We start from the raw sequence: 18,608 nt of genomic DNA, 5'->3' as shown, positions 1-18,608 counted from the left end.
ACTATTCAAAAGAATAGCCAGGTTCTACAGTGCCGCCTCCCCATTCTCTGGAGCGCAGCATGAGCAGGCTCGACGGCAAGATTGCAGTGGTGACCGGCGGCAACAGCGGCATCGGTCTGGCGAGCGCGATTCGCTTCGCGGCCGAAGGCGCGCAGGTCGTCATCGTCGGGCGTCGGCAGGAGGAACTGGACAAGGCGCTGCGCCTGATCGGCGCCGACGCCGTCGCCATTCAGGGCGACATTTCCAGGCTGGACGATCTGGACCGCGTCTTCGCCCAGGTCGAAGCCAGCAAGGGCCGCATCGACGTGCTGTTCGCCAATGCCGGGCTGGGCGATTTCCAGCCGCTGGGCTCGATCACCGAGGAGTCCTTCGATCGCACCTTCGGGGTCAACGTCAAAGGCACGCTGTTCACCGTGCAAAAGGCGCTGCCGCTGATGCGCGCCGGCGGCTCGGTGATCCTCACCGGCTCCACCACCGGCAGCATGGGCACCGCGGCATTCAGCGTCTACAGCGCGACCAAGGCGGCCCTGCGCAACTTCGCGCGCAGCTGGGCGCTGGACCTGAAAGGCACGGGCATCCGCGTCAACGTGCTCTCGCCCGGGCCGATCGCCACGCCCGGGCTGGACTCGGTGCTGTCCGGCACCGGCCAGCAGGAGGCGATCGTCGCCGGCATGACCGCGCAGCTCCCGCTAGGCCGCATCGGGCGCGCGGAAGAAGTCGCGGCGACGGCGCTGTTCCTGGCCTCGGACGAGAGCAGCTTCATGACCGGCAGCGAGGTGTTCGTGGACGGCGGATTCGCGCAGGTCTGACCGACGCGACGCCGGTTACACCCTGCCGGCACAGCCCGGCCGACCGGTCGAATCGCGCGCCGATCAGGACGGCAGCGGCGCCGAAGGCATCAGCGGCGCCTGCGATTGCACGCGTTCCTGCGCGCCGGCCTGGAGGTACTCGCGCGCGCAAAGCGCCATGTCCCACAGCACCATCGCCGTGTGCCAGTGCGCCTGGGCCTGCGCGTCCAGACGGTCGCCCGCCAGGACCGCATGGTGGCGCGCCGCGCGCATGGCCTGCTGGGCCACGCCCGGCAGGTCGCCGCGCGCAAGCCGGCGCAGCACCGCACGCACCCGCGGCCCCGGCGCGCCATCGGTCCGCGCCAGATCGAGCGCGTCGCTGCCCATGCCCAGCGCGCCGAGCAAGGCGGCCAGGTCGCGCTGCAGCGTCGCCTCCGGCAGCGCGGCGGCCAGGCCCAGGCGCGCGCGCATGCGATCGGCCATCAGGCCGAACCATGCGCGCCGTTGCATGCGCCGCGGATGCAGCGCGATCGCCGCGAGATCGGCGTCGACCGAACGCCGCAGCCGGCGCAGGTAGCGCTCGGCCCCGCTGGGCAGCAGCACGGTGAACATCAGCACGCCGATGCCGATGCCCAACAAGAGCGTCAGCGCGCCATTGAACAGTTGCACCACGCCGGTCGTGGTGCCGTTGAGCGGCCCCACCAGATCGATGAAGAAGATCGAGCCGCTGGCGCCCAGCGCGGCCGTCGACGGCCGTCGCATCGCCAGCCCCGCCAGGATCAGGAACGGCGCCAGCACCGCCACCAGCCCGGCGAAATCCTCCACCCACGGCAGCAGCCAGACGATGCACACGAAGGCGGCCAGCGCCGCCAACCCGGCGCCCTTGAGGAAGCCGATGCTGCCGGACACCGGATCGGGCCGGGTCGCATACAGCGCGCACACCACGCCGACGATGGTCACCATGCCCGCACCGGCGCTCCAGCCGCTGTAGACCCAGAACAGCGACGCCGCCCCCATCGCCAGGAAGGCGCGCACTCCGTTGTACGCCGCTTCGTACAGGTCCCGATGGCGGCGCGTGGCGAAGCGGCGACGCGACGGCTGGCCCTGTTCGAACGCCGCCTGTTCGTGCTGGCTGGCCTGCATGTCGCGCACGATGCTGCGCGCGTGTTCCAGCGCGAAGGCACGGTCGAAGGCGTCGCGCCGCTGCATGCACAGCCGGCGCAGGCGGCGATGGCGCCGATCGAGCCGCCCCAGCGTGGCCGCCAATGCGTCCTCGCCGGGCGAGCGGCCCTCGGCGCGCTGGATCAACAGGTCGTGCACGCCGCGCAGCGCACGCGAAGGCGCGCGTCCCTCCAGGCCGACCCGGCACGATTGCGCCGCCAACAGTTGCGCCAGCATCAGGTAACTGATGTGACGCAGGCGGCCGCCCAACCGCGCGATCTCGCGCGACCGCGCGGCGGCATAGTCGACTGCGTCGTTGAGCGCCAAGGCGCTGGCGAAGAAGCCGTGGATCTGCGTGCCCGTCGCCTCGCCGCGCAGCAGCCGTGCGGCCAGCGCACTGCCCTGGCGCAGATACGTCTCCAGCCGTCGCTCCAGTGCCGGGCGCGGCGACGCCGGCGAGAAGATCGACGCAATCACGCCTTCGACCGCAATGCCGATCAGGATCTCGGTCGCGCGCGCCACGGCGATGTCGAACACCTGCTGCGGATGGGCGGTGGAAGACATGCCCACGATCACCGCCGTGTAGCCGGCCAGCACCACGCCATAGCTGCGGAAGGCCGAGACCACGCTGGCCATGCCGGTGCAGGCACCCAGCCACAGCGCCAGCGCGATCATGAACAACGGCGGCGCCTGGCCGAACAGGCCCATCAACACCACGGCCATGCTCGCCCCCACCAGCGTGCCCACGATGCGGTTGCGCGCCTTGACCACGCTCATGCCGCGGTCGGCCTGGGCCACGATGAAGACCGTCATCGCCGCCCACTTGGGGTCTTCCATCGAACAGAGCAGCGCGATGGCCAGCGCCAGCAGCGCGGCGGCCGTGGTCCGCAGCGCAAACCACACCTCGGGAGAAGGACGGAGACGGACCATCGACACCGCGTCGAAGCTGGGCAGGCGCATGGACCTCATCGTAGCGGCGGACGGTTTTCAGCATAATGCGGCCGGAGATGGATAGACTCTTGCCAGAAACGGAAGAAAACGCGCGCGCCGGCCGCGTGGACTTCGACAACGTGCGGCTGTTCCTGCGCGTGGTCGAACAGGGCAGCCTCACCGCCGCCGCGCGCCAGGCGCGCGTGCCGCTGACCAGCGTCAGCCGTCGCATCAAGGCACTGGAACAGGCATTGGGCGTGCAACTGCTCCATCGCAGCACCCGCCGGCTGGCGGTGTCCGAGGCCGGGCGCGCCTTCTATGCCCGTTGCGTGGAGGCCGAACAGACCCTGCAGGATGCCGTGCAGGACGCGCGCGACCTGCGCGCGCAGGCGCGCGGCACCCTGCGTGTGCTGGCCCCCTATGCGCTGGGCCTGCTGGTGCTGGAGCCGCAGCTGGCGCGATTCCGCCAGCGCCACCCAGGCGTGCAACTGGCGCTGACCTACGACGATCAGCCACTGGACCTGCTCAGCCATGGTCTGGACGTTGCCGTCCACGTCGGGCCACCGCCCCACTCCAGCTACGTTGCGCGGCCGTTGGGCGCCTCGCGCGCCATCCTGGTGAGCAGTCCCGATTATCTGGCCCGTGCCGGCACGCCTGCGCATCCCAAGGACCTGCTCGGCCACGCGGTGCTCGCGGTCGGCGCGGATGCCCCGCTCGTGGTCTGGGCGTTGCGGCACGGCACCGGCGAATCGATCGAGCTGACCCTGCGGCCGCTGCTGATTTCGAACGAATCGACCACGGTGATCCGCCAGGTGGCGCAAGGGGCCGGCATCGCCCTGCTCTCCCAGCCGCTGGTCCAGGCGCGGCTCGACCAGGGCCAACTGGTGCGCCTGCTGCCAGACTGGCAACGCTGGCCGGATCTGGAGATCACCGCGCTCTATCCGCGGCGCGCCACCCAGGAACGCAAGGTGCGCGCCTTCGTCGACTTCCTGCTGGAGATCTTCGCCGATTGGCGCGTGTGCGACTGAAGCACCTCTCAGGTTGCCCTGTAGGAGCGGCTTCAGCCGCGACGGGCGTTATCGGGAACGCCCCGTCGCGGCGACGCTGCCTCGCGCTCAGGCCTGCGCCAGCGCCTGCTGCAGGTCGGCGAGCAAATCGTCGATGTGTTCGATGCCCACCGACAGCCGCACCGTGTCCTCGCTGACGCCGCTGCGCTGCAATTCCTCGGGCGAGAGCTGGCGATGCGTGGTGGATGCCGGATGGGTGGCCAGCGACTTGGCATCGCCGATGTTGACCAGGCGGGTGAACAGTTGCAGCGCATCGAGGAAGCGCGCGCCAGCGGCGCGGCCGCCGCGCAGGCCGAAGGTCAGCACGCCGGAACCGTGCCCGCGCAGGTACTTCTGCGCCAGCGCGTGCTCGGGATGGTCCGGCAGGCCGGCGTAATTGACCCACTCCACCTTGGCTTCGCCCTGCAGGTGCCGCGCCAGTGCCAGCGCGTTCTGGTTGATCCGGTCCATGCGCAGCGGCAGCGTCTCGATGCCCTGCAGGATCTGGAACGCGTTGAACGGCGACAGCGCCGCACCGGTGTTGCGCAGCGGCACCACCCGCGCGCGGCCGATGTAGGCGGCCTCGCCCAGCGCCTCGGTGTAGACCACGCCGTGGTAGCTCACGTCCGGCTCGTTGAGGCGGCGGAAGCGCTGCGCGTGCGCCGCCCACGGGAAGCGCCCGGAATCGACGATCGCCCCGCCCAGGCTGGTGCCATGGCCGCCCAGGTACTTGGTCAGCGAATGCACCACGATGTCGGCGCCGAACTCGAACGGCCGCAGCAGGTACGGCGTGGGCACGGTGTTGTCGACAATCAGCGGCACGCCATGCGCATGGGCGATGGCGGCCACCGCTTCCAGGTCGGTGACGTTGCCGCGCGGATTGCCGATCGACTCGACGAAGATGGCCTTGGTGCGCTCGTCGATCAGCCCGGCGAAGGCGCCCGGATCGCGGTAGTCGGCGAAGCGGGTCTGGATGCCGGACAGCGGCAGCGTATGCGCGAACAGGTTGTAGGTGCCGCCGTACAGCGCGCTGGAGGAGACGATGTTGTCGCCGGCCTCGGCGATGGTCTGGATGGCGTAGGTCACCGCCGCCTGCCCGGAGGCCACCGCCAGCGCACCGATGCCGCCTTCCAGCGCGGCGATGCGCTGCTCCAGCACGTCGGTGGTGGGATTCATGATGCGGCTGTAGATGTTGCCCTGCACCTTCAGGTCGAACAGGTCGGCGCCGTGCTGGGTATCGTCGAAGGCGTAGGCCACGGTCTGGTAGATCGGCACCGCCACCGCGCGGGTGGTCGGATCGGGACGATAGCCGCCGTGCACGGCGATGGTTTCCAGCTTCCAGTTCGGGTCGGACATGGGCGACGAGTCTCGGCAGGGAGAGCGGAGACAATAACGGCGATTCGGTAAGGGCCTGCTAACCGCTGGTTATGAGCCTATACCCGGAGTGCGCGAAGCGCTTTGAAATTCCCGTCCGCCGTGCCACATGTCCTGGCTTTGCGCGAGCCACGCGACGGCCCCGATCATCGCCTTCGCCGTGCGGAGCCGTTGGCGTCGTTCGGCATGGCGGCCATGGCAAGACGCTGAAGCACCGCATTACTGCCATTGATCACCACGCTATTTGCGCACCAGATATCCTACCAGTGCGCCGCCTACCGCGGTAAGGAACGACATCGCCCACTTCTTGTCGTCAGCCGATACCTTGCCGGTCGTATCCAGCAGCGTCGCCAGACAGAACCAGCCGATCGCGCCGATGAAGATCGAAGCGAACAAGAACAGCAGGACGTCCTTGATCAAGCGTACCGCGCGCTCGGCATCGGTTTCGTTCTTTTCGACATTGACCTTGAAGCTATGTCCGCTTGGCGGATTGTTCAGGTCAAGCGTACTCATAACCCGATGATTTCGGTTTCGAGCTGGCGGGTCTCCGGATTCACCAAGCCGATCTTGCGACCCTGTTTAGTGCCGTCACGGGCAGCGAGGTAAAGCTGCAACGCCTTGCGCAGGATCTCGCTCTTGCTCTGCTGGGATTCCAGGGCGGCCTGGTCGATAGCTTTGTTGAGATCGTCGGAAAGGTTCAGGTTCAGACGGACAGACATGACAGCCTCCAGATCGCGCAATGAGGCAAATATACATCAAATATCCTCAAATACACCTCACCACGCATTGCGGGCCGGCTCGTCCATCGCCCAGGCTCGCCCCGGGCGATGGCGGCCGCAACGTGCCGTGCGCCACCTCAGGCCTTCTCGAACACCAGCTTGCCGCCCTCGGCCTCGACCTTGATGGTGTCGCCGCTGACGAACTGGCCGGACAATATCTGATGCGCCAGCGGGTTCTCCAGTTGCGCCTGGATCGCGCGCTTGAGCGGCCGCGCACCGTACACCGGGTCGAAGCCGACGTTGCCGAGCAGTTCCAGCGCGCGGTCGCCCAGTTCGATCTTCAGCCCGCGCTCGGCCAGGCGCTTCTCCAGACCATGCAACTGGATGCGCGCGATCGACTTGATCTGCGCCTTGTCCAGCGGGTGGAACACCACGATGTCGTCCAGGCGGTTGATGAACTCCGGGCGGAAGTGCGCCTGCACCACCCCCATCACCGCCGCCTTCATCTGCGTGTAGGCCTCGGCGCTGCCGTCGCCGCTCAGCTCCTGGATCTGGTGCGAGCCCAGGTTGGAGGTCATCACGATGACGGTGTTGCGGAAGTCCACGGTGCGGCCCTGCCCGTCGGTGAGGCGGCCGTCGTCGAGCACCTGCAGCAGGATGTTGAACACATCGCTGTGCGCCTTCTCGACCTCGTCGAGCAGGATCAGCGAATACGGCCGGCGCCGCACCGCCTCGGTGAGGTAGCCGCCTTCTTCGTAACCCACGTAGCCAGGAGGCGCGCCGATCAGCCGCGCTACCGAGTGCTTCTCCATGAACTCGCTCATGTCGATGCGGATCATCGCGTCGCTGCTGTCGAACAGGAACTCGGCCAGCGCCTTGCACAGCTCGGTCTTGCCGACGCCGGTGGGGCCCAGGAACAGGAACGAGCCGCTCGGCCGGTTCGGATCGGACAGGCCGGCGCGCGAGCGGCGCACCGCATCGGACACCACCTTGATCGCTTCTTCCTGGCCGACCACGCGCTGGTGCAGCTCGTCCTCCATGCGCAGCAGCTTGTCGCGCTCGCCCTCGAGCATCTTGTTGACCGGGATACCGGTCCAGCGCGACACCACCTCGGCGATCTCCTCGGCGGTGACGCGATCCTGCACCAGCTTGAAGTCGTGCTGTTCGGCTTCGTTGGCCGCGGCCAGCTGCTTCTCCAGGTTCGGCAGCAGGCCGTACTGGATCTCGCTCATCTTGGCGTAGTCCTGGCGTCGCTGCGCCGCCTCCAGCTCGACGCGCGCCTGCTCGATCTGCTCCTTGATCTTGGTCGCGCCCTGCAGCGCGGCCTTCTCCGACTTCCACACCTCGTCCAGGTCGGAGAACTCGCGCTCGAGCTTGTCGATGTCGCTCTCCAGGTCGGCCAGGCGCTGCCGCGAGGCCTCGTCCTTCTCCTTCTTCAGCATCTCGCGCTGGATCTTGAGCTGGATCAGGCGCCGCTCCAGGCGATCCAGTTCCTCCGGCTTGGAGTCGATCTCCATGCGGATGCGGCTGGCCGCCTCGTCCATCAGGTCGATGGCCTTGTCCGGCAACTGGCGGTCGGTGATGTAGCGGTTGGACAGCGTGGCCGCGGCGACGATCGCCGGGTCGGTGATCTCCACGCCGTGGTGCACCGCGTAGCGCTCCTTGAGCCCGCGCAGGATGGCGATGGTGTCCTCCACGGTCGGTTCGCCGACGAACACCTTCTGGAAGCGCCGCTCCAGCGCCGCGTCCTTCTCGATGTACTTGCGGTACTCGTCGAGGGTGGTGGCGCCGATGCAGTGCAACTCGCCGCGCGCCAGCGCCGGCTTGAGCATGTTGCCCGCGTCCATGGCGCCATCGGCCTTGCCGGCGCCGACCATGGTGTGCAGTTCGTCGATGAACAGGATGATCTGGCCTTCGTTCTTGGCCAGGTCGTTGAGCACGCCCTTGAGCCGCTCTTCGAACTCGCCGCGGAACTTGGCACCGGCGATCAGCGCGCCCATGTCCAGCGACAGCACGCGCTTGCCGCGCAGACCTTCCGGCACTTCGCCATTGACGATGCGCTGGGCCAGGCCCTCGACGATGGCGGTCTTGCCGACGCCGGGCTCGCCGATCAGCACCGGGTTGTTCTTGGTGCGCCGCTGCAGCACCTGCACGGTGCGGCGGATCTCCTCGTCGCGGCCGATCACCGGGTCCAGCTTGCCGCTCTCGGCGCGCGCGGTGAGGTCGATGGTGTACTTCTCCAGCGCCTGGCGCTGTTCCTCGGCGTTCTCCGACTGCACGGTCTCGCCGCCGCGCAGCTTGTCGATGGCGGCCTCGAGCTTCTTCTTGTCGGCGCCGGCCGCGCGCAGCGCCAGGCCCAACGGGCCGCCGTCGTCGGCCGCTGCCAGCACGAACCACTCGCTGGCGATGAACTGGTCGTTGTGCTGCTGCGCCAGCTTGTCGGTCTGGTTGAGCAGGCGGCTGAGGTCGTTGCCCATCGACACGTTGCCGGGCTGGCCGCTGACCTTGGGCAGCTTGTCCAGCGCCTCGCCCAGGCGTTCGCGCAGCACCGGCACGTTGACGCCGGCCTGCGCCAGCAACGGCCGGGTGCTGCCACCGGCCTGATCGAGCAGCGCGACGAACATGTGCACCGGCTCGATGATGGTGTGGTCGCGGCCAACGGCCAGCGACTGCGCGTCGGCCAGGGCCTGCTGGAAGCGCGAGGTGAGCTTGTCCATCCGCATCGGAAAGTCCTCTGAAGGAAAGGGCCGGCCGTGCCGGCATGCCAGCAAAATGCGGCTGTCCGCCCCTGTTTCAAGGCCGTCGGCGGCGTCTGTATACGCTACGCAGGAGCACCGCGACGCGGTGTGCGGTTCGCCGCACTTTGGCACTGGCCAGTCACACGCCGCTACCGCAAGGGCGCTACCCTCGGTGCCATTGTTCCCACGCACAGGCACGCCATGCACTACGAGCTCTACTACTGGACCGGCATCCAGGGCCGCGGCGAGTTCGTGCGGCTGGCGCTGGAGGATGCCGGCGCCGGCTACCGCGACGTGGCCCGCGAGCAGGGCGATGCGGCGATGCAGCCCTTCCTCGACGGCGCCCATGCCGGCGCGCGGCCGTTCGCACCGCCGTTCCTCAAGGCCGGCCGGCTGGTGATCGCCCAGGTCGCCAACATCCTGCACTACCTCGGCCCGCCGCTGGGCCTGGTACCGGACAGCGAATCGCGGCGACTGCAGGCGCTGCAACTGCAACTGACCATCGCCGACCTGGTCACCGAGGTCCACGACAGCCACCACCCGATCGCCAGCGCGCTGTACTACGAAGACCAGCAAGCCGAAGCGCGGCGGCGCGCCGAAGACCTGCGCAAGCAGCGGCTGCCGAAGTTCCTGGGCTATTTTGAGCAGGTGCTGGACCAGGGCGGCGGGCGCCACGTGCTGCGCGAGCATTCCTATGTGGATCTGTCGCTGTTCCAGCTGATGAGCGGACTGGACTACGCCTTCCCGCAGGCGATGAAGAAACTGTCGCCGAAGCTGCCGCGGCTGCGCGCGCTGCAGCAGCGCGTGTGCGAGCGCCCGGGCATCGCCTCCTACCTGGCCTCGCCGCGGCGCCTGCCGTTCAACGAGAACGGCATCTTCCGGCATTACCCGGAGTTGGATGGCTGAGCGGGCCGGCGGCCTTGTCATTTACCGGAAGCCCGCTGTCACCCGGCGGGCTGACAGATGACGGCATCGCGGTTGTAGGAGTCAACTGTCATGCACCTGCGATGGCAGGAGGAGCGTACGGGGCCTGATCGCGCGCGATGGCATTGAGCCAGCGCAGGAACTTGTGCATGCAGGCGACGATGGCGACCTTGGCCGGCTTGCCCGCTGCGCGCAGGCGCGCGTAAGTGTTGGCCAAGGGGGATTTGGCGCGGATGCTGGCCCAGGTGGCCATGTACAGCACGCGCCGCACGTCGGCACGTCCGCCTTTGATGCGGCGCTGGCCTTTCCAGCAGCCGCTGTCGTGATTGAACGGGGCCAGCCCGACCAGGGCAGCGAGCTTGCGTGGCGGCAGCGTGCCCAGCTCTGGCAGCCGCGCGGCCAGAACCGCGCGCAGGATCGTGCCGAGCCCAGGCACCTTGGGTAGGCTCGAGCAGGTCTTGCCCTGCTGCTCGATCTCCTGCGTCAACGTCTGGATCTGCTGGTTCAGCAGGGCGATCACCTCTCGGCAGCGGTGTTGCACCTTGGCGCTGGTGATGTGCTCCAGGCGCCGCCGATGGACATCACGCTGGCTCACCAGGGTGGCACGCAGGTCCAGCAGTTCGCGAAGAGACTGCTGGTGCTCGGGTGCCACGGGCGTGGGCATGGTCGGGATGTGCTGGGCGGCGATGGCCAGCAGGCGCGCGTCCAGGGCATCGGTCTTGGCATGCAGGCCCAAGGCCTGGGCGAGCTTGCGCGGACGATCGGCAGGCATCCGCACCACGGGCAGGTCGGCCTGCCGCAACACTTGCAGCACGGCATGTTCGTAGCCGCCACTGGCTTCCAGCACGATCCGCTCGCAGCCCAGCTCGGCCAGGCGCTGGGCCAGCGCACGCTGCCCCTGTGGCGTATTGGGTTGGGTCCAGGTCTGCTCGTCCGGCAGGACATGAATGACCAGTTCGGCCTTGGATACATCGATCCCGACATGGCGTCGCATAGACGTTCTCCGCAGTAGACTTATGGACGAGAGCGCTCCTGCCGATGCCCATGCTTGTGGAGTTCGAGCTCGTCACTCGGGCAACTGTTCGGGCTTGTCAGGCAGGAGAACCGGAGTGCGGCGGCGCTGACTCCTACTCGTGCTTGCTGGCACTGCGGCTAAACGGCCTGCCGCACTCCGCTCTCACCTGCAACGATAGACCCTTATTTGACACAAGCGGCTTCAGCCGCGATGGGCATTTCCCGGTAAGGCCCGTCGCGGCTGAAGCCGCTCCTGCGAGAACCAAAAGCCCGCGACCGCATGACGCGGCACGCGCCTCGCGCCCGGCTCAGGTCCGCGTCAACTCCACGCGCACCGCACGCAATTGCGCCTTCACCGCCGCGGCCTGGGTCGGGCCCATGCGCAGCAGCGCCTTCTGCCCGATCGACAGCGATTCCAGCGCCGGATCCACGAAGCGGTACTTGCCGCGCACCGGATCCATCTCCACCGCGAGCGGCGCGGTCGGCGTCGGGGTCTGCAACAGGTGGTCGATCACCTGCACCAGCCGATCGTTGAAGTAGCCCTGCGGATAGCCCAGTTCCACGTAGGCCTGCTGGAACAGCGGATAGAAGCGCCGGTAGGCCGCCACCGCCGTGCCCGGATCGGCGCGGGTGAACGCCTCCACGTAGGGTGCATAACGCTGGGCATTGGTGTCGGCGATGACGCTGGCGCCGCTGGCATCGGTGCTCACCTGCAGGTCGCCCGGCACCTGCTTGAGCGCCAGGGAGCGGGCAGTGACGCGGCGCTGGGTCAGGTTGTCGACCATGGTCACCAGGCGCTGGATCAGGTGGTCGCGCACCAGCAGCGCCAGCGGTGCGTCGCCGCCGGCCAGCGCGCTCAGTGCCGACCAGGCCGCATCGTCGCTGGCGGCAAGCGCCGGAATCGCCGCATCGGCCGCGGCCGCGGCATCGATCGGGTGCTGGATCGGCGGAGGTGTTGCCGCCGGCGCGGGCGCGGTCGGCGCGACAGGCGGAGCCGCGGCGGGCGCTGGCGTGACTGCGGCAGGCGCCGGTGCGGCGGCCGGCCATAACGCTGCGATGTTGTCGCGGAACAACCATGCCGCAGCGGCGGCCACCAGCACGGCGACCAGGATCCACGGCCAGAACGAAGGACGCGACTGCATGGGATGCACATCTCCATCGGACAATGGAGGTGTGACCGCCGCGATGCGCACCGGTTCCAGCGTGCGACGGCTGGCGTTCAGCCTCGACGCATCGTCCCCATGCAATGTCGCCATGGCCGGCGCACCACCGCGCCGCTCACTCCACCAGCACCGCGCGCGGCTTCTGCAACGACAGCAGGCCGAGCAAGGCGGCCAGCACCAGGTAGCCGCCGACGAACTGCCAGGCGATCAGCTTGGGCACGCCGCTCAGCGTCCACGGCAGGTACAGGCCGCCGCGTGGGTCCACCGAATGGATCAGCCCGAACAGGGTCAGCCCGGCCGCCACCAGCAGGAACGCGGCGGCGCGACGCAGGCGGCCGTCGACCATCGCCGCCACTGCGGCGATCCACAGCATCGCGGTGATGATGAAGCCGTTGCCCAGGGTCAGGATCACCGCCAGCTCCGGCAGGCCGTGGCCGTCGAGGGTGGTGGTGAGTTTGGCCAACTGCTCCGGGGCGATCCAGCCCGGCGCCTTGATCGCCAGCAAATAGGCCACCGACGGCAGGAAGCCCAGCACCATCGCCCCAGCGTGGCGCTTGGGCGTGGCCTGGAAGGCCTGGGTGGTGATGTCGATGGCGACGTAAACGATGATCGGCGCCAGCACCGCCATCGGCAGCCACTGCACCAGGCCGGCGACCAGCCCGAGCATGCCGCCCAGGCCGATGAAAAGGCCGGTGAGCAGCGTGTAGCCGCTGCGCGCGCCCATGTGCTTGTAGGCCGGCTGGCCGATGTACGGCGTGGTCTGGGCGACGCCGCCGCAGACGCCGGCGATCAGGGTCGCGCCGGCCTCGACCAGCAGGATGTCGCGGGTGCGGTAGTCGTCGCCGGCGGCGCGCGCGCTCTCGCTGACGTTGATGCCGCCGACCACCATCAGCAGGCCGAACGGCAGCAGCAGCGGCAGCAGCGGCACCGTGTCGGCCAGGCCGGCGACGAAGCCCAGGCTCGGCCACGGCAGCACCAGTTGCGGCGCGATCCACTGCGGCGCCTGATGGCCGGGAATGCCGAAACCGGCCGCATTGGCCCAGTAATACAGGCCGGTGCCCAGGGCCAGCGCCACCGGCACCCCGGGCAGGCGCCACGGCAACCGCCCCTTGGCGATCAGCACGTACAGCAGCAGGCCCAGCACCACCAGCCCGACCAGCGGCGTGCGCAGCGTCTCCAGCAGCGGCAGGAAGCCCATCAGCACGATGGCGATGCCGGCGATTGAGCCGAGCAGCGCGGCGCGCGGCAAGGCGCGGGTGACAGCATCGCCGAAGAACGACAGCACGGTCTTCAGCCCGCCCATCACCACCAGCGACGCCATGCCCAGGTGCCAGGTGGCCAGCGCCGCGGCCTGCGGGTCCAGGCCCTGCTGCTTGTAGCGCACGAACGCCGGGCCGAGCACCAGCAGGGCCATGCCGATGCTGGTCGGCGCATCCAGGCCCAGCGGCATCGCGGTGACGTCGCTGCGCCCGCTGCGCGCAGCCAGCCGCCGCGCCATCCAGGTGTAGAGCAGGTTGCCGACCAGCACGCCGAAGGCGGTGCCGGGAATCATCCGGGTGTAGATGACCTCGGCGGGGAACTGGAACAGGCCGACCAGTGCCAGGGTGATGAAGCCGAGGATCGACAGGTTGTCGACCACCAGGCCGAAGAAGCCGTTGAGGTCGCCGGCGACGAACCAGCGCAGGCGCGGCGAAACGGGAGCGGGACTGGACATGCGGGCAGTGGCGGCGTGGGGAGTCGAGGGATGGTAAGGGGAAGCGGCACCGACGGATCGGTGCACGCGCAGGATGCCGTTTTCCGGCGGCGGCGCACCGCTACGGCGACAGCGGCAGATGCAGGAACTGGTTGAACGCGCTGGGCACGTAGTCGCCGAACGCCGGCCCGTTGCGGAAGCCGCGTCGGCGATACAACGCCAGCGCCGGCTCGAATGCCGCGCCGCTGCCGGTCTCCAGGCTCAGCCGTTGCAGGCCTTCGGCACGGGCGAGTGCGATCAGGTGGTCGAGCAGCGCCGCGGCCGCGCCCTGGCGCAGGAGCGACGGATGCGTGCGCATCGACTTCAGCTCGCCACCGCCATCGTCCAGCGTCCGCAACGCGCCGACCGCGGCCAGCGCATCGTCGCGCCACACGCTCCACACCCGCACCTGCGGCTGCCGCAGGCCGGACAGATCCAGCGCATACACGCTGCCCGGCGGCGACTGCGCATGCATCTGCTGCACGTGGTACTCCAGCAACCCACGCACCGCCGGATCGTCCAGATCACCAGGCCGAATCACGAACGACCCCACCGTCACCGCAGCGCTCCGCTTTTGCGAATCCCCACTCCCCACTCCCGAATCCCGGCAGTCAAAACGACACGTCCACCGCCTGCCGCGCCCAAAGCACCGACTGGTGCCCGGTGGCCTGCTTCCACGCCAGCCGGATCGCCTCGATGTCGGCGCGGCGCTGCGGGGTGTCCTCGTGCAGGATCACCAGCACCTTGGTGTTGAGCCGGTTCGGTTCCTTGGCGCCGCGGAACAGCCACTGGCCGTAGGCATCGAACACGGTCAGGCCGTCGGGAAAGCGCGGCGTCACTTCCTTGTCCAGGAACGCGCGCCAGCGCGCCTCGCTGATCGGCTCGGCCTGCGGGCGGTCGGCCGGGCCGCTCTCCTCGCCGACGCCGAAGTACAGTTCGCTGCGCACCCAACCGCTGGCCTGCGCCGGCCGCGCCGCATCGCCCTGCATGGTCGCGCTGACCTTGCTCGGCGCGGTGGGGGCAGACGGGGCGACGCTGGCGCAAGCGCTCAGGGCCAGGAGGACGGCGATCAACGGGGCACGCAGCAGCATCGGCAAGGTCTCGGTCGGAAGGGGCAGACAACACACGATCGTAGGCCAGGTGCGGACCGGGCCGGATAACCGCCGGGCATGAGCTCATGCCCGAGCGCACCGAACACGCGGCTCGCACATCGCCTTAACGTCAGGATAATATATCGCTTCATCCGGATGGATGCAGCAACCTTTGCCGACCCCAGTCGCCGCCATGGCCGGCGCGGCCGGTCTTGATGGTCATCGTTTCAGGAGAGAGCCCCCATGTCGTCCCCGTTCGTCAGGCCGTTGAGCCTGGCCATCGCCCTGGCCCTGGCGGCCCCCGCCTTCGCCCAGGACGCCGCCCCGGCCACCACGACCAACCTCGATACGGTGATCGTCACCGGTACCCGCGCCAGCGGCCGCACCGTGCTCGAATCCACCGCCCCGGTGGACGTGCTCAGCGCCGAGGACATCCGCAAGGCCGGCGTAGTCAACGGCGAACTCGGCAGCGCGCTGCAGGCGCTGCTGCCCTCCTTCAATTTCCCGCGCCAGTCCAACTCCGGCGGCGCCGACCACGTGCGCGCCGCGCAGCTGCGCGGGCTCTCGCCCGACCAGGTGCTGGTGCTGGTCAACGGCAAGCGCCGCCACACCTCGGCGCTGGTCAACACCGACAGCAAGATCGGCAAGGGCACCACGCCGGTGGACTTCAACGCGATCCCGATCAGCGCGATCAAGCGCATCGAGGTGCTGCGCGACGGCGCCGGTGCGCAGTACGGCTCCGACGCGGTGGCCGGGGTGATCAACGTGATCCTCGACGACGACCCGGACAGCGCCGCGCTGGAAGCCAGCTACGGCGCCAACCACACCGACGTCAAGCCGATCCACCGCACCCTCACCGACGGCCAGACCGGCTATGCCAGCGGCAAGGTCGGCACGCGCCTGGGCGAGGACGGCGGCTTCTTCAAGGTCGGCCTGGAACTGAAGAACCACGAAGCCACCAACCGCGCCGGCTTCGACCAGATCCCCTCGTTCGAGGAACAGACCCCGGCCAACCTGGCCCTGGCCGGCAAGCGCAACTACGCGCTCGGCGACGGCGCCAGCAAGGACCTCAACGCCTGGCTCAACGGCAAGCTGCCGTTCGGCCAGAGCAGCGAGGTCTACGCCTTCGGCACTTATAATCAGCGCGACACCCAGGGCGACAACTACTTCCGCTACCCCGACGGCGCCGCCAACTGGACCCAGGTGTATCCGCAGGGCTACCGCCCGGTGTCGCTGGGCGAGAACCGCGATCTGCAGGCGGTGCTCGGCGCGCGCGGCCAGTGGGGCGAATGGGCCTACGACGCCAGCCTCGACTACGGCCGCAACGACTTCACCTACCGCCTCAAGCACTCGCTCAATGCCTCGCTGGGCCCGGGCAGCCCGACCCGCTTCAAGACCGGCGACTACGCCTTTGCGCAAGGCGTGGCCAACCTCGACCTGAGCCGCAGCTTCGACGCCTCCGGCGCCACCCACACCGTGGGCACCGGCGTGGAACTGCGCCGCGAGCACTACCGCACCCGCCCGGGCGACCCGGCCAGCTACGCCGCCGGCCCCTACACCGACCGGCCGACCGGCGCCCAGGCTGGCGGTGGCCTGACCCCGCAGGACGCGGCCGACCTGTCGCGCAACGTCGCCAGCCTCTACGCCAGCGTGTCCAGCCAGTTCGGCGACAAGCTCTCCACCGACCTGGCCGCGCGCTACGAGCACTATCAGGACTTCGGCGGCGAACTGACCGGCAAGCTGGCCGCGCGCTACGAGTTCGTCCCGGCGTTCGCCCTGCGCGGCGCCATCTCCAACAACTTCCGCGCGCCGTCGCTGAGCCAGATCGGCTACGAAGCCAGCTCCACCGGCTACAACGCCAACGGGCAGTTGCTGCAGGGCCGCCTGCTCTCGGTCGACAACCCGATCGCGCAGGCGCTGGGCGCGCGCACGCTGCAGCCGGAGAAGTCGCGCAACTACAGCCTGGGCTTCACCAGCCGTGTCGGCAGCCACTTCGACCTGTCGCTGGATCTGTTCCAGATCGACATCGACAAGCGCATCGCGCTGTCGGAAAGCATCGACGGCGACGCCCTGACCGACTTCGTCGCGCAGCGCTTCGGCATCACCGGCCTGCAGAGCGCCAGCTTCTTCGTCAACGCCGCCGACACCCGCACCCGCGGCGCCGAACTGGTCAGCAACTGGCGGCAGGCGCTGGGCCAGGGCCAACTGCAGCTGACCGGCACCTGGAGCTACGCCAAGACCGAGCTGGAGAACGTGGTGGCCACGCCGGCGCAGTTGCTGGCGCTGAATCCGGACTACGTGCTGTTCGGCGTGGAGGAGCGCAACACCCTGACCGAGGCGACCCCGCGTACCCGCGCGCAGCTGGCGGCGAACTGGAGCGACGCGCGCTGGTCGCTGCAGACCCGCGTCACCCGCTACGGCAGCGCCACCCGCGTGTTCGACTTCGGCGGCGGCTTCGCCCCGGAGCAGACCTACAGCGCCAAGTGGCAACTCGACGCCGAGGTCGAGTATCACCTCACCCCGCAGTGGAGCGTGGCGGTGGGTGGCCAGAATCTCACCGACGCCTACGCCGACCGCTCCAAGCCCGACATCGCCTACTACGGCAACCTGCCCTACGACGTGCTGTCGCCGATCGGCAGCAATGGCGCTTACTACTATGGGCGGGTGCGGTACACCTTCTGACGAAGGTGTGGGGAATGGGGAGACGGGAATCGGGAATGGGTAAAAGCAACAGCCGTGCGCGCAGGCCCGCCTTTGCTCCTCCCATTCCCGTTTCCCCATTCCCGATTCCTGGCCCAGACACCTTCTGACGAAGGTGTGGGGAATGGGAAGACGGGAATCGGGAATGGGTAAAAGCAACAGCCGTGCGCGCAGGCCCGCCTTTGCTCCTCCCATTCCCGTTTCCCCATTCCCGATTCCTGGCCCAGACACCTTCTGACGAAGGTGTGGGGAATGGGGAGACGGGAATGGGGAATGGGTAAAAGCAACAGCAGCGCGCGCAGGCCCGCCTTTGCTCCTCCCATTCCCGTTTCCCCATTCCCGATTCCCGGCCCCCGACCAATCCACCTGACGCTAACGCCACCCCGTTCATCATGGCGGAATGGCAGACGCGCTCCCCCTCCGACCGCCGCCGCCGCGTCTGGACGATGCCTGCGCATTGTTCCTGGACGTGGACGGCACCCTCATCGCCTTTGCCGAACGTCCCGACCAGGTGCAGTTGCTGCCCGAGGTGCGTGAGGCGATCGGCCGCCTGCACCAGCGCCTGGGTGGCGCGGTGGCGCTGGTCAGCGGACGTCCGCTGACGCAGCTGGACGCCTTGTTCGCGCCGCTGCGGCTGCCTGCCGCCGGCCTGCATGGCCACGAACTGCGCAGCGACGCCGACGCGCAGGCGGCGATGCCCACCGACACCTCCGACTTTCTCCATGCGCTGCATGCACGCGCCGCGCATCTGCGCCAGGCGCATCCGGGCGTACTGGTCGAAGACAAGGGCGCGAGCATGGCCCTGCATTGGCGGGCCGCGCCGGCCGCCGCGGAGGCGGTCCTGGCGTTCGCCAACGAACAGCTCGCCGACCTGCCCGGCTACCGCCTGCAGCCCGGCGACCACGTGGTCGAGTTCGTGCCCGAAGGCAGCGACAAGGGCGTGGCGCTGACCACGCTGTTGCAGCAACCGCCGTTCCGCGGGCGCCGCCCGGTGTTCGTCGGCGACGATCTCACCGACGAATTCGGCTTCGCCGCGGCCAACCAGGCCGGCGGCTGGAGCGTGCTGGTCGGCAGCCGCGCCGACAGCGTCGCCACCTATGCGCTGCCCGATCCACGCGGCGTACACGCCTGGCTGCGCGATAACGCCGGATGAGGCCGCCGCAACGCCCGTCCGTCCGCGCCCCGTGGCCGTTTCCCCCACTGCTTCCGCACAAGGACCCGACCGCTC

15 protein-coding genes are annotated in these 18,608 nt (G+C 68.9%); 5 read left to right on the top strand and 10 right to left on the bottom strand.

Going from position 1 to position 18,608, the window contains the following annotated elements; translation table 11 throughout:
• The first annotated feature begins 59 nt into the window (after positions 1-59).
• On the top strand, positions 60-809 hold the full coding sequence (locus tag AC1G9L_RS06640; protein WP_019801440.1) for a glucose 1-dehydrogenase: 750 nt from the start codon (positions 60-62) through the stop codon (positions 807-809).
• 63 nt (positions 810-872) lie between these two features.
• Here the strand turns inward: AC1G9L_RS06640 and AC1G9L_RS06635 are convergent, their stop codons facing one another.
• Positions 873-2,909: an FUSC family protein gene (locus AC1G9L_RS06635; RefSeq protein WP_481070536.1), complete on the bottom strand. Its 2,037-nt coding sequence runs from the start codon at positions 2,907-2,909 to the stop codon at positions 873-875.
• Between the two features lie 59 nt (positions 2,910-2,968).
• Between AC1G9L_RS06635 and AC1G9L_RS06630 the strand changes: the two genes are divergently transcribed.
• Complete coding sequence (locus AC1G9L_RS06630; RefSeq protein ID WP_481070535.1) at positions 2,969-3,907, top strand: LysR family transcriptional regulator; 939 nt, start codon at positions 2,969-2,971, stop codon at positions 3,905-3,907.
• An 87-nt stretch (positions 3,908-3,994) separates the two neighbouring features.
• Here the strand turns inward: AC1G9L_RS06630 and AC1G9L_RS06625 are convergent, their stop codons facing one another.
• The 4 genes from AC1G9L_RS06625 to clpB form a co-directional block, all read right to left on the bottom strand.
• A complete protein-coding gene (locus AC1G9L_RS06625; protein WP_019800868.1) occupies positions 3,995-5,281 on the bottom strand; it encodes an O-acetylhomoserine aminocarboxypropyltransferase/cysteine synthase family protein in 1,287 nt (428 codons plus the stop codon).
• Positions 5,282-5,539: 258 nt separating this feature from the next.
• Positions 5,540-5,812, bottom strand: coding sequence for a hypothetical protein (locus AC1G9L_RS06620; RefSeq protein WP_019800869.1), 273 nt, complete (start codon positions 5,810-5,812; stop codon positions 5,540-5,542).
• The gene (locus AC1G9L_RS06615) at positions 5,809-6,018 is read right to left on the bottom strand and encodes a ribbon-helix-helix domain-containing protein (protein WP_046978296.1); all 210 of its coding nucleotides are present in this window, start codon (positions 6,016-6,018) and stop codon (positions 5,809-5,811) included. Before AC1G9L_RS06615 ends, AC1G9L_RS06620 begins: the two co-directional genes overlap by 4 nt.
• A gap of 137 nt (positions 6,019-6,155) precedes the next feature.
• Positions 6,156-8,741 carry an ATP-dependent chaperone ClpB gene (gene clpB, locus AC1G9L_RS06610; protein ID WP_481070534.1) on the bottom strand — a complete coding sequence of 862 codons (2,586 nt, stop codon included), beginning with the start codon at positions 8,739-8,741 and terminating at the stop codon, positions 6,156-6,158.
• Between the two features lie 216 nt (positions 8,742-8,957).
• Between clpB and AC1G9L_RS06605 the strand changes: the two genes are divergently transcribed.
• Positions 8,958-9,662 (top strand): glutathione S-transferase family protein, encoded by a 705-nt coding sequence (locus AC1G9L_RS06605; RefSeq protein WP_019800872.1) that lies wholly within the window; start codon positions 8,958-8,960, stop codon positions 9,660-9,662.
• A gap of 88 nt (positions 9,663-9,750) precedes the next feature.
• Here the strand turns inward: AC1G9L_RS06605 and AC1G9L_RS06600 are convergent, their stop codons facing one another.
• The 5 genes from AC1G9L_RS06600 to AC1G9L_RS06580 all read right to left on the bottom strand — a co-directional run bounded on the left by AC1G9L_RS06600 (position 9,751) and on the right by AC1G9L_RS06580 (position 14,680).
• Entirely contained in the window at positions 9,751-10,674 is a 924-nt protein-coding gene (locus AC1G9L_RS06600) for an IS110 family transposase (RefSeq protein WP_481070532.1), read from the bottom strand.
• 328 nt (positions 10,675-11,002) lie between these two features.
• Positions 11,003-11,836 (bottom strand): DUF3014 domain-containing protein, encoded by an 834-nt coding sequence (locus AC1G9L_RS06595; RefSeq protein ID WP_481070531.1) that lies wholly within the window; start codon positions 11,834-11,836, stop codon positions 11,003-11,005.
• 136 nt (positions 11,837-11,972) lie between these two features.
• Positions 11,973-13,571: a hypothetical protein gene (locus AC1G9L_RS06590; RefSeq protein ID WP_019800282.1), complete on the bottom strand. Its 1,599-nt coding sequence runs from the start codon at positions 13,569-13,571 to the stop codon at positions 11,973-11,975.
• A gap of 100 nt (positions 13,572-13,671) precedes the next feature.
• Positions 13,672-14,130, bottom strand: a complete 459-nt coding sequence (locus tag AC1G9L_RS06585; RefSeq protein WP_481070530.1) for a GNAT family N-acetyltransferase — start codon at positions 14,128-14,130, stop codon at positions 13,672-13,674.
• 70 nt (positions 14,131-14,200) lie between these two features.
• Entirely contained in the window at positions 14,201-14,680 is a 480-nt protein-coding gene (locus tag AC1G9L_RS06580) for a DUF3574 domain-containing protein (protein WP_010344366.1), read from the bottom strand.
• Positions 14,681-14,923: 243 nt separating this feature from the next.
• On the opposite strand from AC1G9L_RS06580, the gene AC1G9L_RS06575 reads away from it, so the two are divergent.
• Together AC1G9L_RS06575 and otsB are read left to right on the top strand one after the other, a co-directional pair.
• Positions 14,924-17,362, top strand: coding sequence for a TonB-dependent receptor plug domain-containing protein (locus tag AC1G9L_RS06575; protein WP_481070528.1), 2,439 nt, complete (start codon positions 14,924-14,926; stop codon positions 17,360-17,362).
• Between the two features lie 418 nt (positions 17,363-17,780).
• Positions 17,781-18,533 (top strand): trehalose-phosphatase, encoded by a 753-nt coding sequence (gene otsB / locus AC1G9L_RS06570; protein ID WP_481070527.1) that lies wholly within the window; start codon positions 17,781-17,783, stop codon positions 18,531-18,533.
• Positions 18,534-18,608: the final 75 nt, after the last annotated feature.

The organism is Xanthomonas sp. NCPPB 1132 (genome assembly GCF_056629235.1).
This window is presented reverse-complemented; position numbering and strand designations above follow the sequence as displayed.

Bases quoted from the DNA above. Each gene is read 5' to 3' on its own strand.
- AC1G9L_RS06620 (WP_019800869.1), bottom strand. From the start codon at position 5,812: ATGAGTACGCTTGACCTGAACAATCCGCCAAGCGGACATAGCTTCAAG.
- AC1G9L_RS06625 (WP_019800868.1), bottom strand. From the start codon at position 5,281: ATGTCCGACCCGAACTGGAAGCTGGAAACCATCGCCGTGCACGGCGGC.
- clpB (WP_481070534.1), bottom strand. From the start codon at position 8,741: ATGCGGATGGACAAGCTCACCTCGCGCTTCCAGCAGGCCCTGGCCGAC.
- AC1G9L_RS06575 (WP_481070528.1), top strand. From the start codon at position 14,924: ATGTCGTCCCCGTTCGTCAGGCCGTTGAGCCTGGCCATCGCCCTGGCC.
- otsB (WP_481070527.1), top strand. From the start codon at position 17,781: ATGGCAGACGCGCTCCCCCTCCGACCGCCGCCGCCGCGTCTGGACGAT.
- AC1G9L_RS06605 (WP_019800872.1), top strand. From the start codon at position 8,958: ATGCACTACGAGCTCTACTACTGGACCGGCATCCAGGGCCGCGGCGAG.
- AC1G9L_RS06595 (WP_481070531.1), bottom strand. From the start codon at position 11,836: ATGCAGTCGCGTCCTTCGTTCTGGCCGTGGATCCTGGTCGCCGTGCTG.
- AC1G9L_RS06635 (WP_481070536.1), bottom strand. From the start codon at position 2,909: ATGCGCCTGCCCAGCTTCGACGCGGTGTCGATGGTCCGTCTCCGTCCT.
- AC1G9L_RS06600 (WP_481070532.1), bottom strand. From the start codon at position 10,674: ATGCGACGCCATGTCGGGATCGATGTATCCAAGGCCGAACTGGTCATT.
- AC1G9L_RS06580 (WP_010344366.1), bottom strand. From the start codon at position 14,680: ATGCTGCTGCGTGCCCCGTTGATCGCCGTCCTCCTGGCCCTGAGCGCT.
- AC1G9L_RS06590 (WP_019800282.1), bottom strand. From the start codon at position 13,571: ATGTCCAGTCCCGCTCCCGTTTCGCCGCGCCTGCGCTGGTTCGTCGCC.
- AC1G9L_RS06615 (WP_046978296.1), bottom strand. From the start codon at position 6,018: ATGTCTGTCCGTCTGAACCTGAACCTTTCCGACGATCTCAACAAAGCT.
- AC1G9L_RS06640 (WP_019801440.1), top strand. From the start codon at position 60: ATGAGCAGGCTCGACGGCAAGATTGCAGTGGTGACCGGCGGCAACAGC.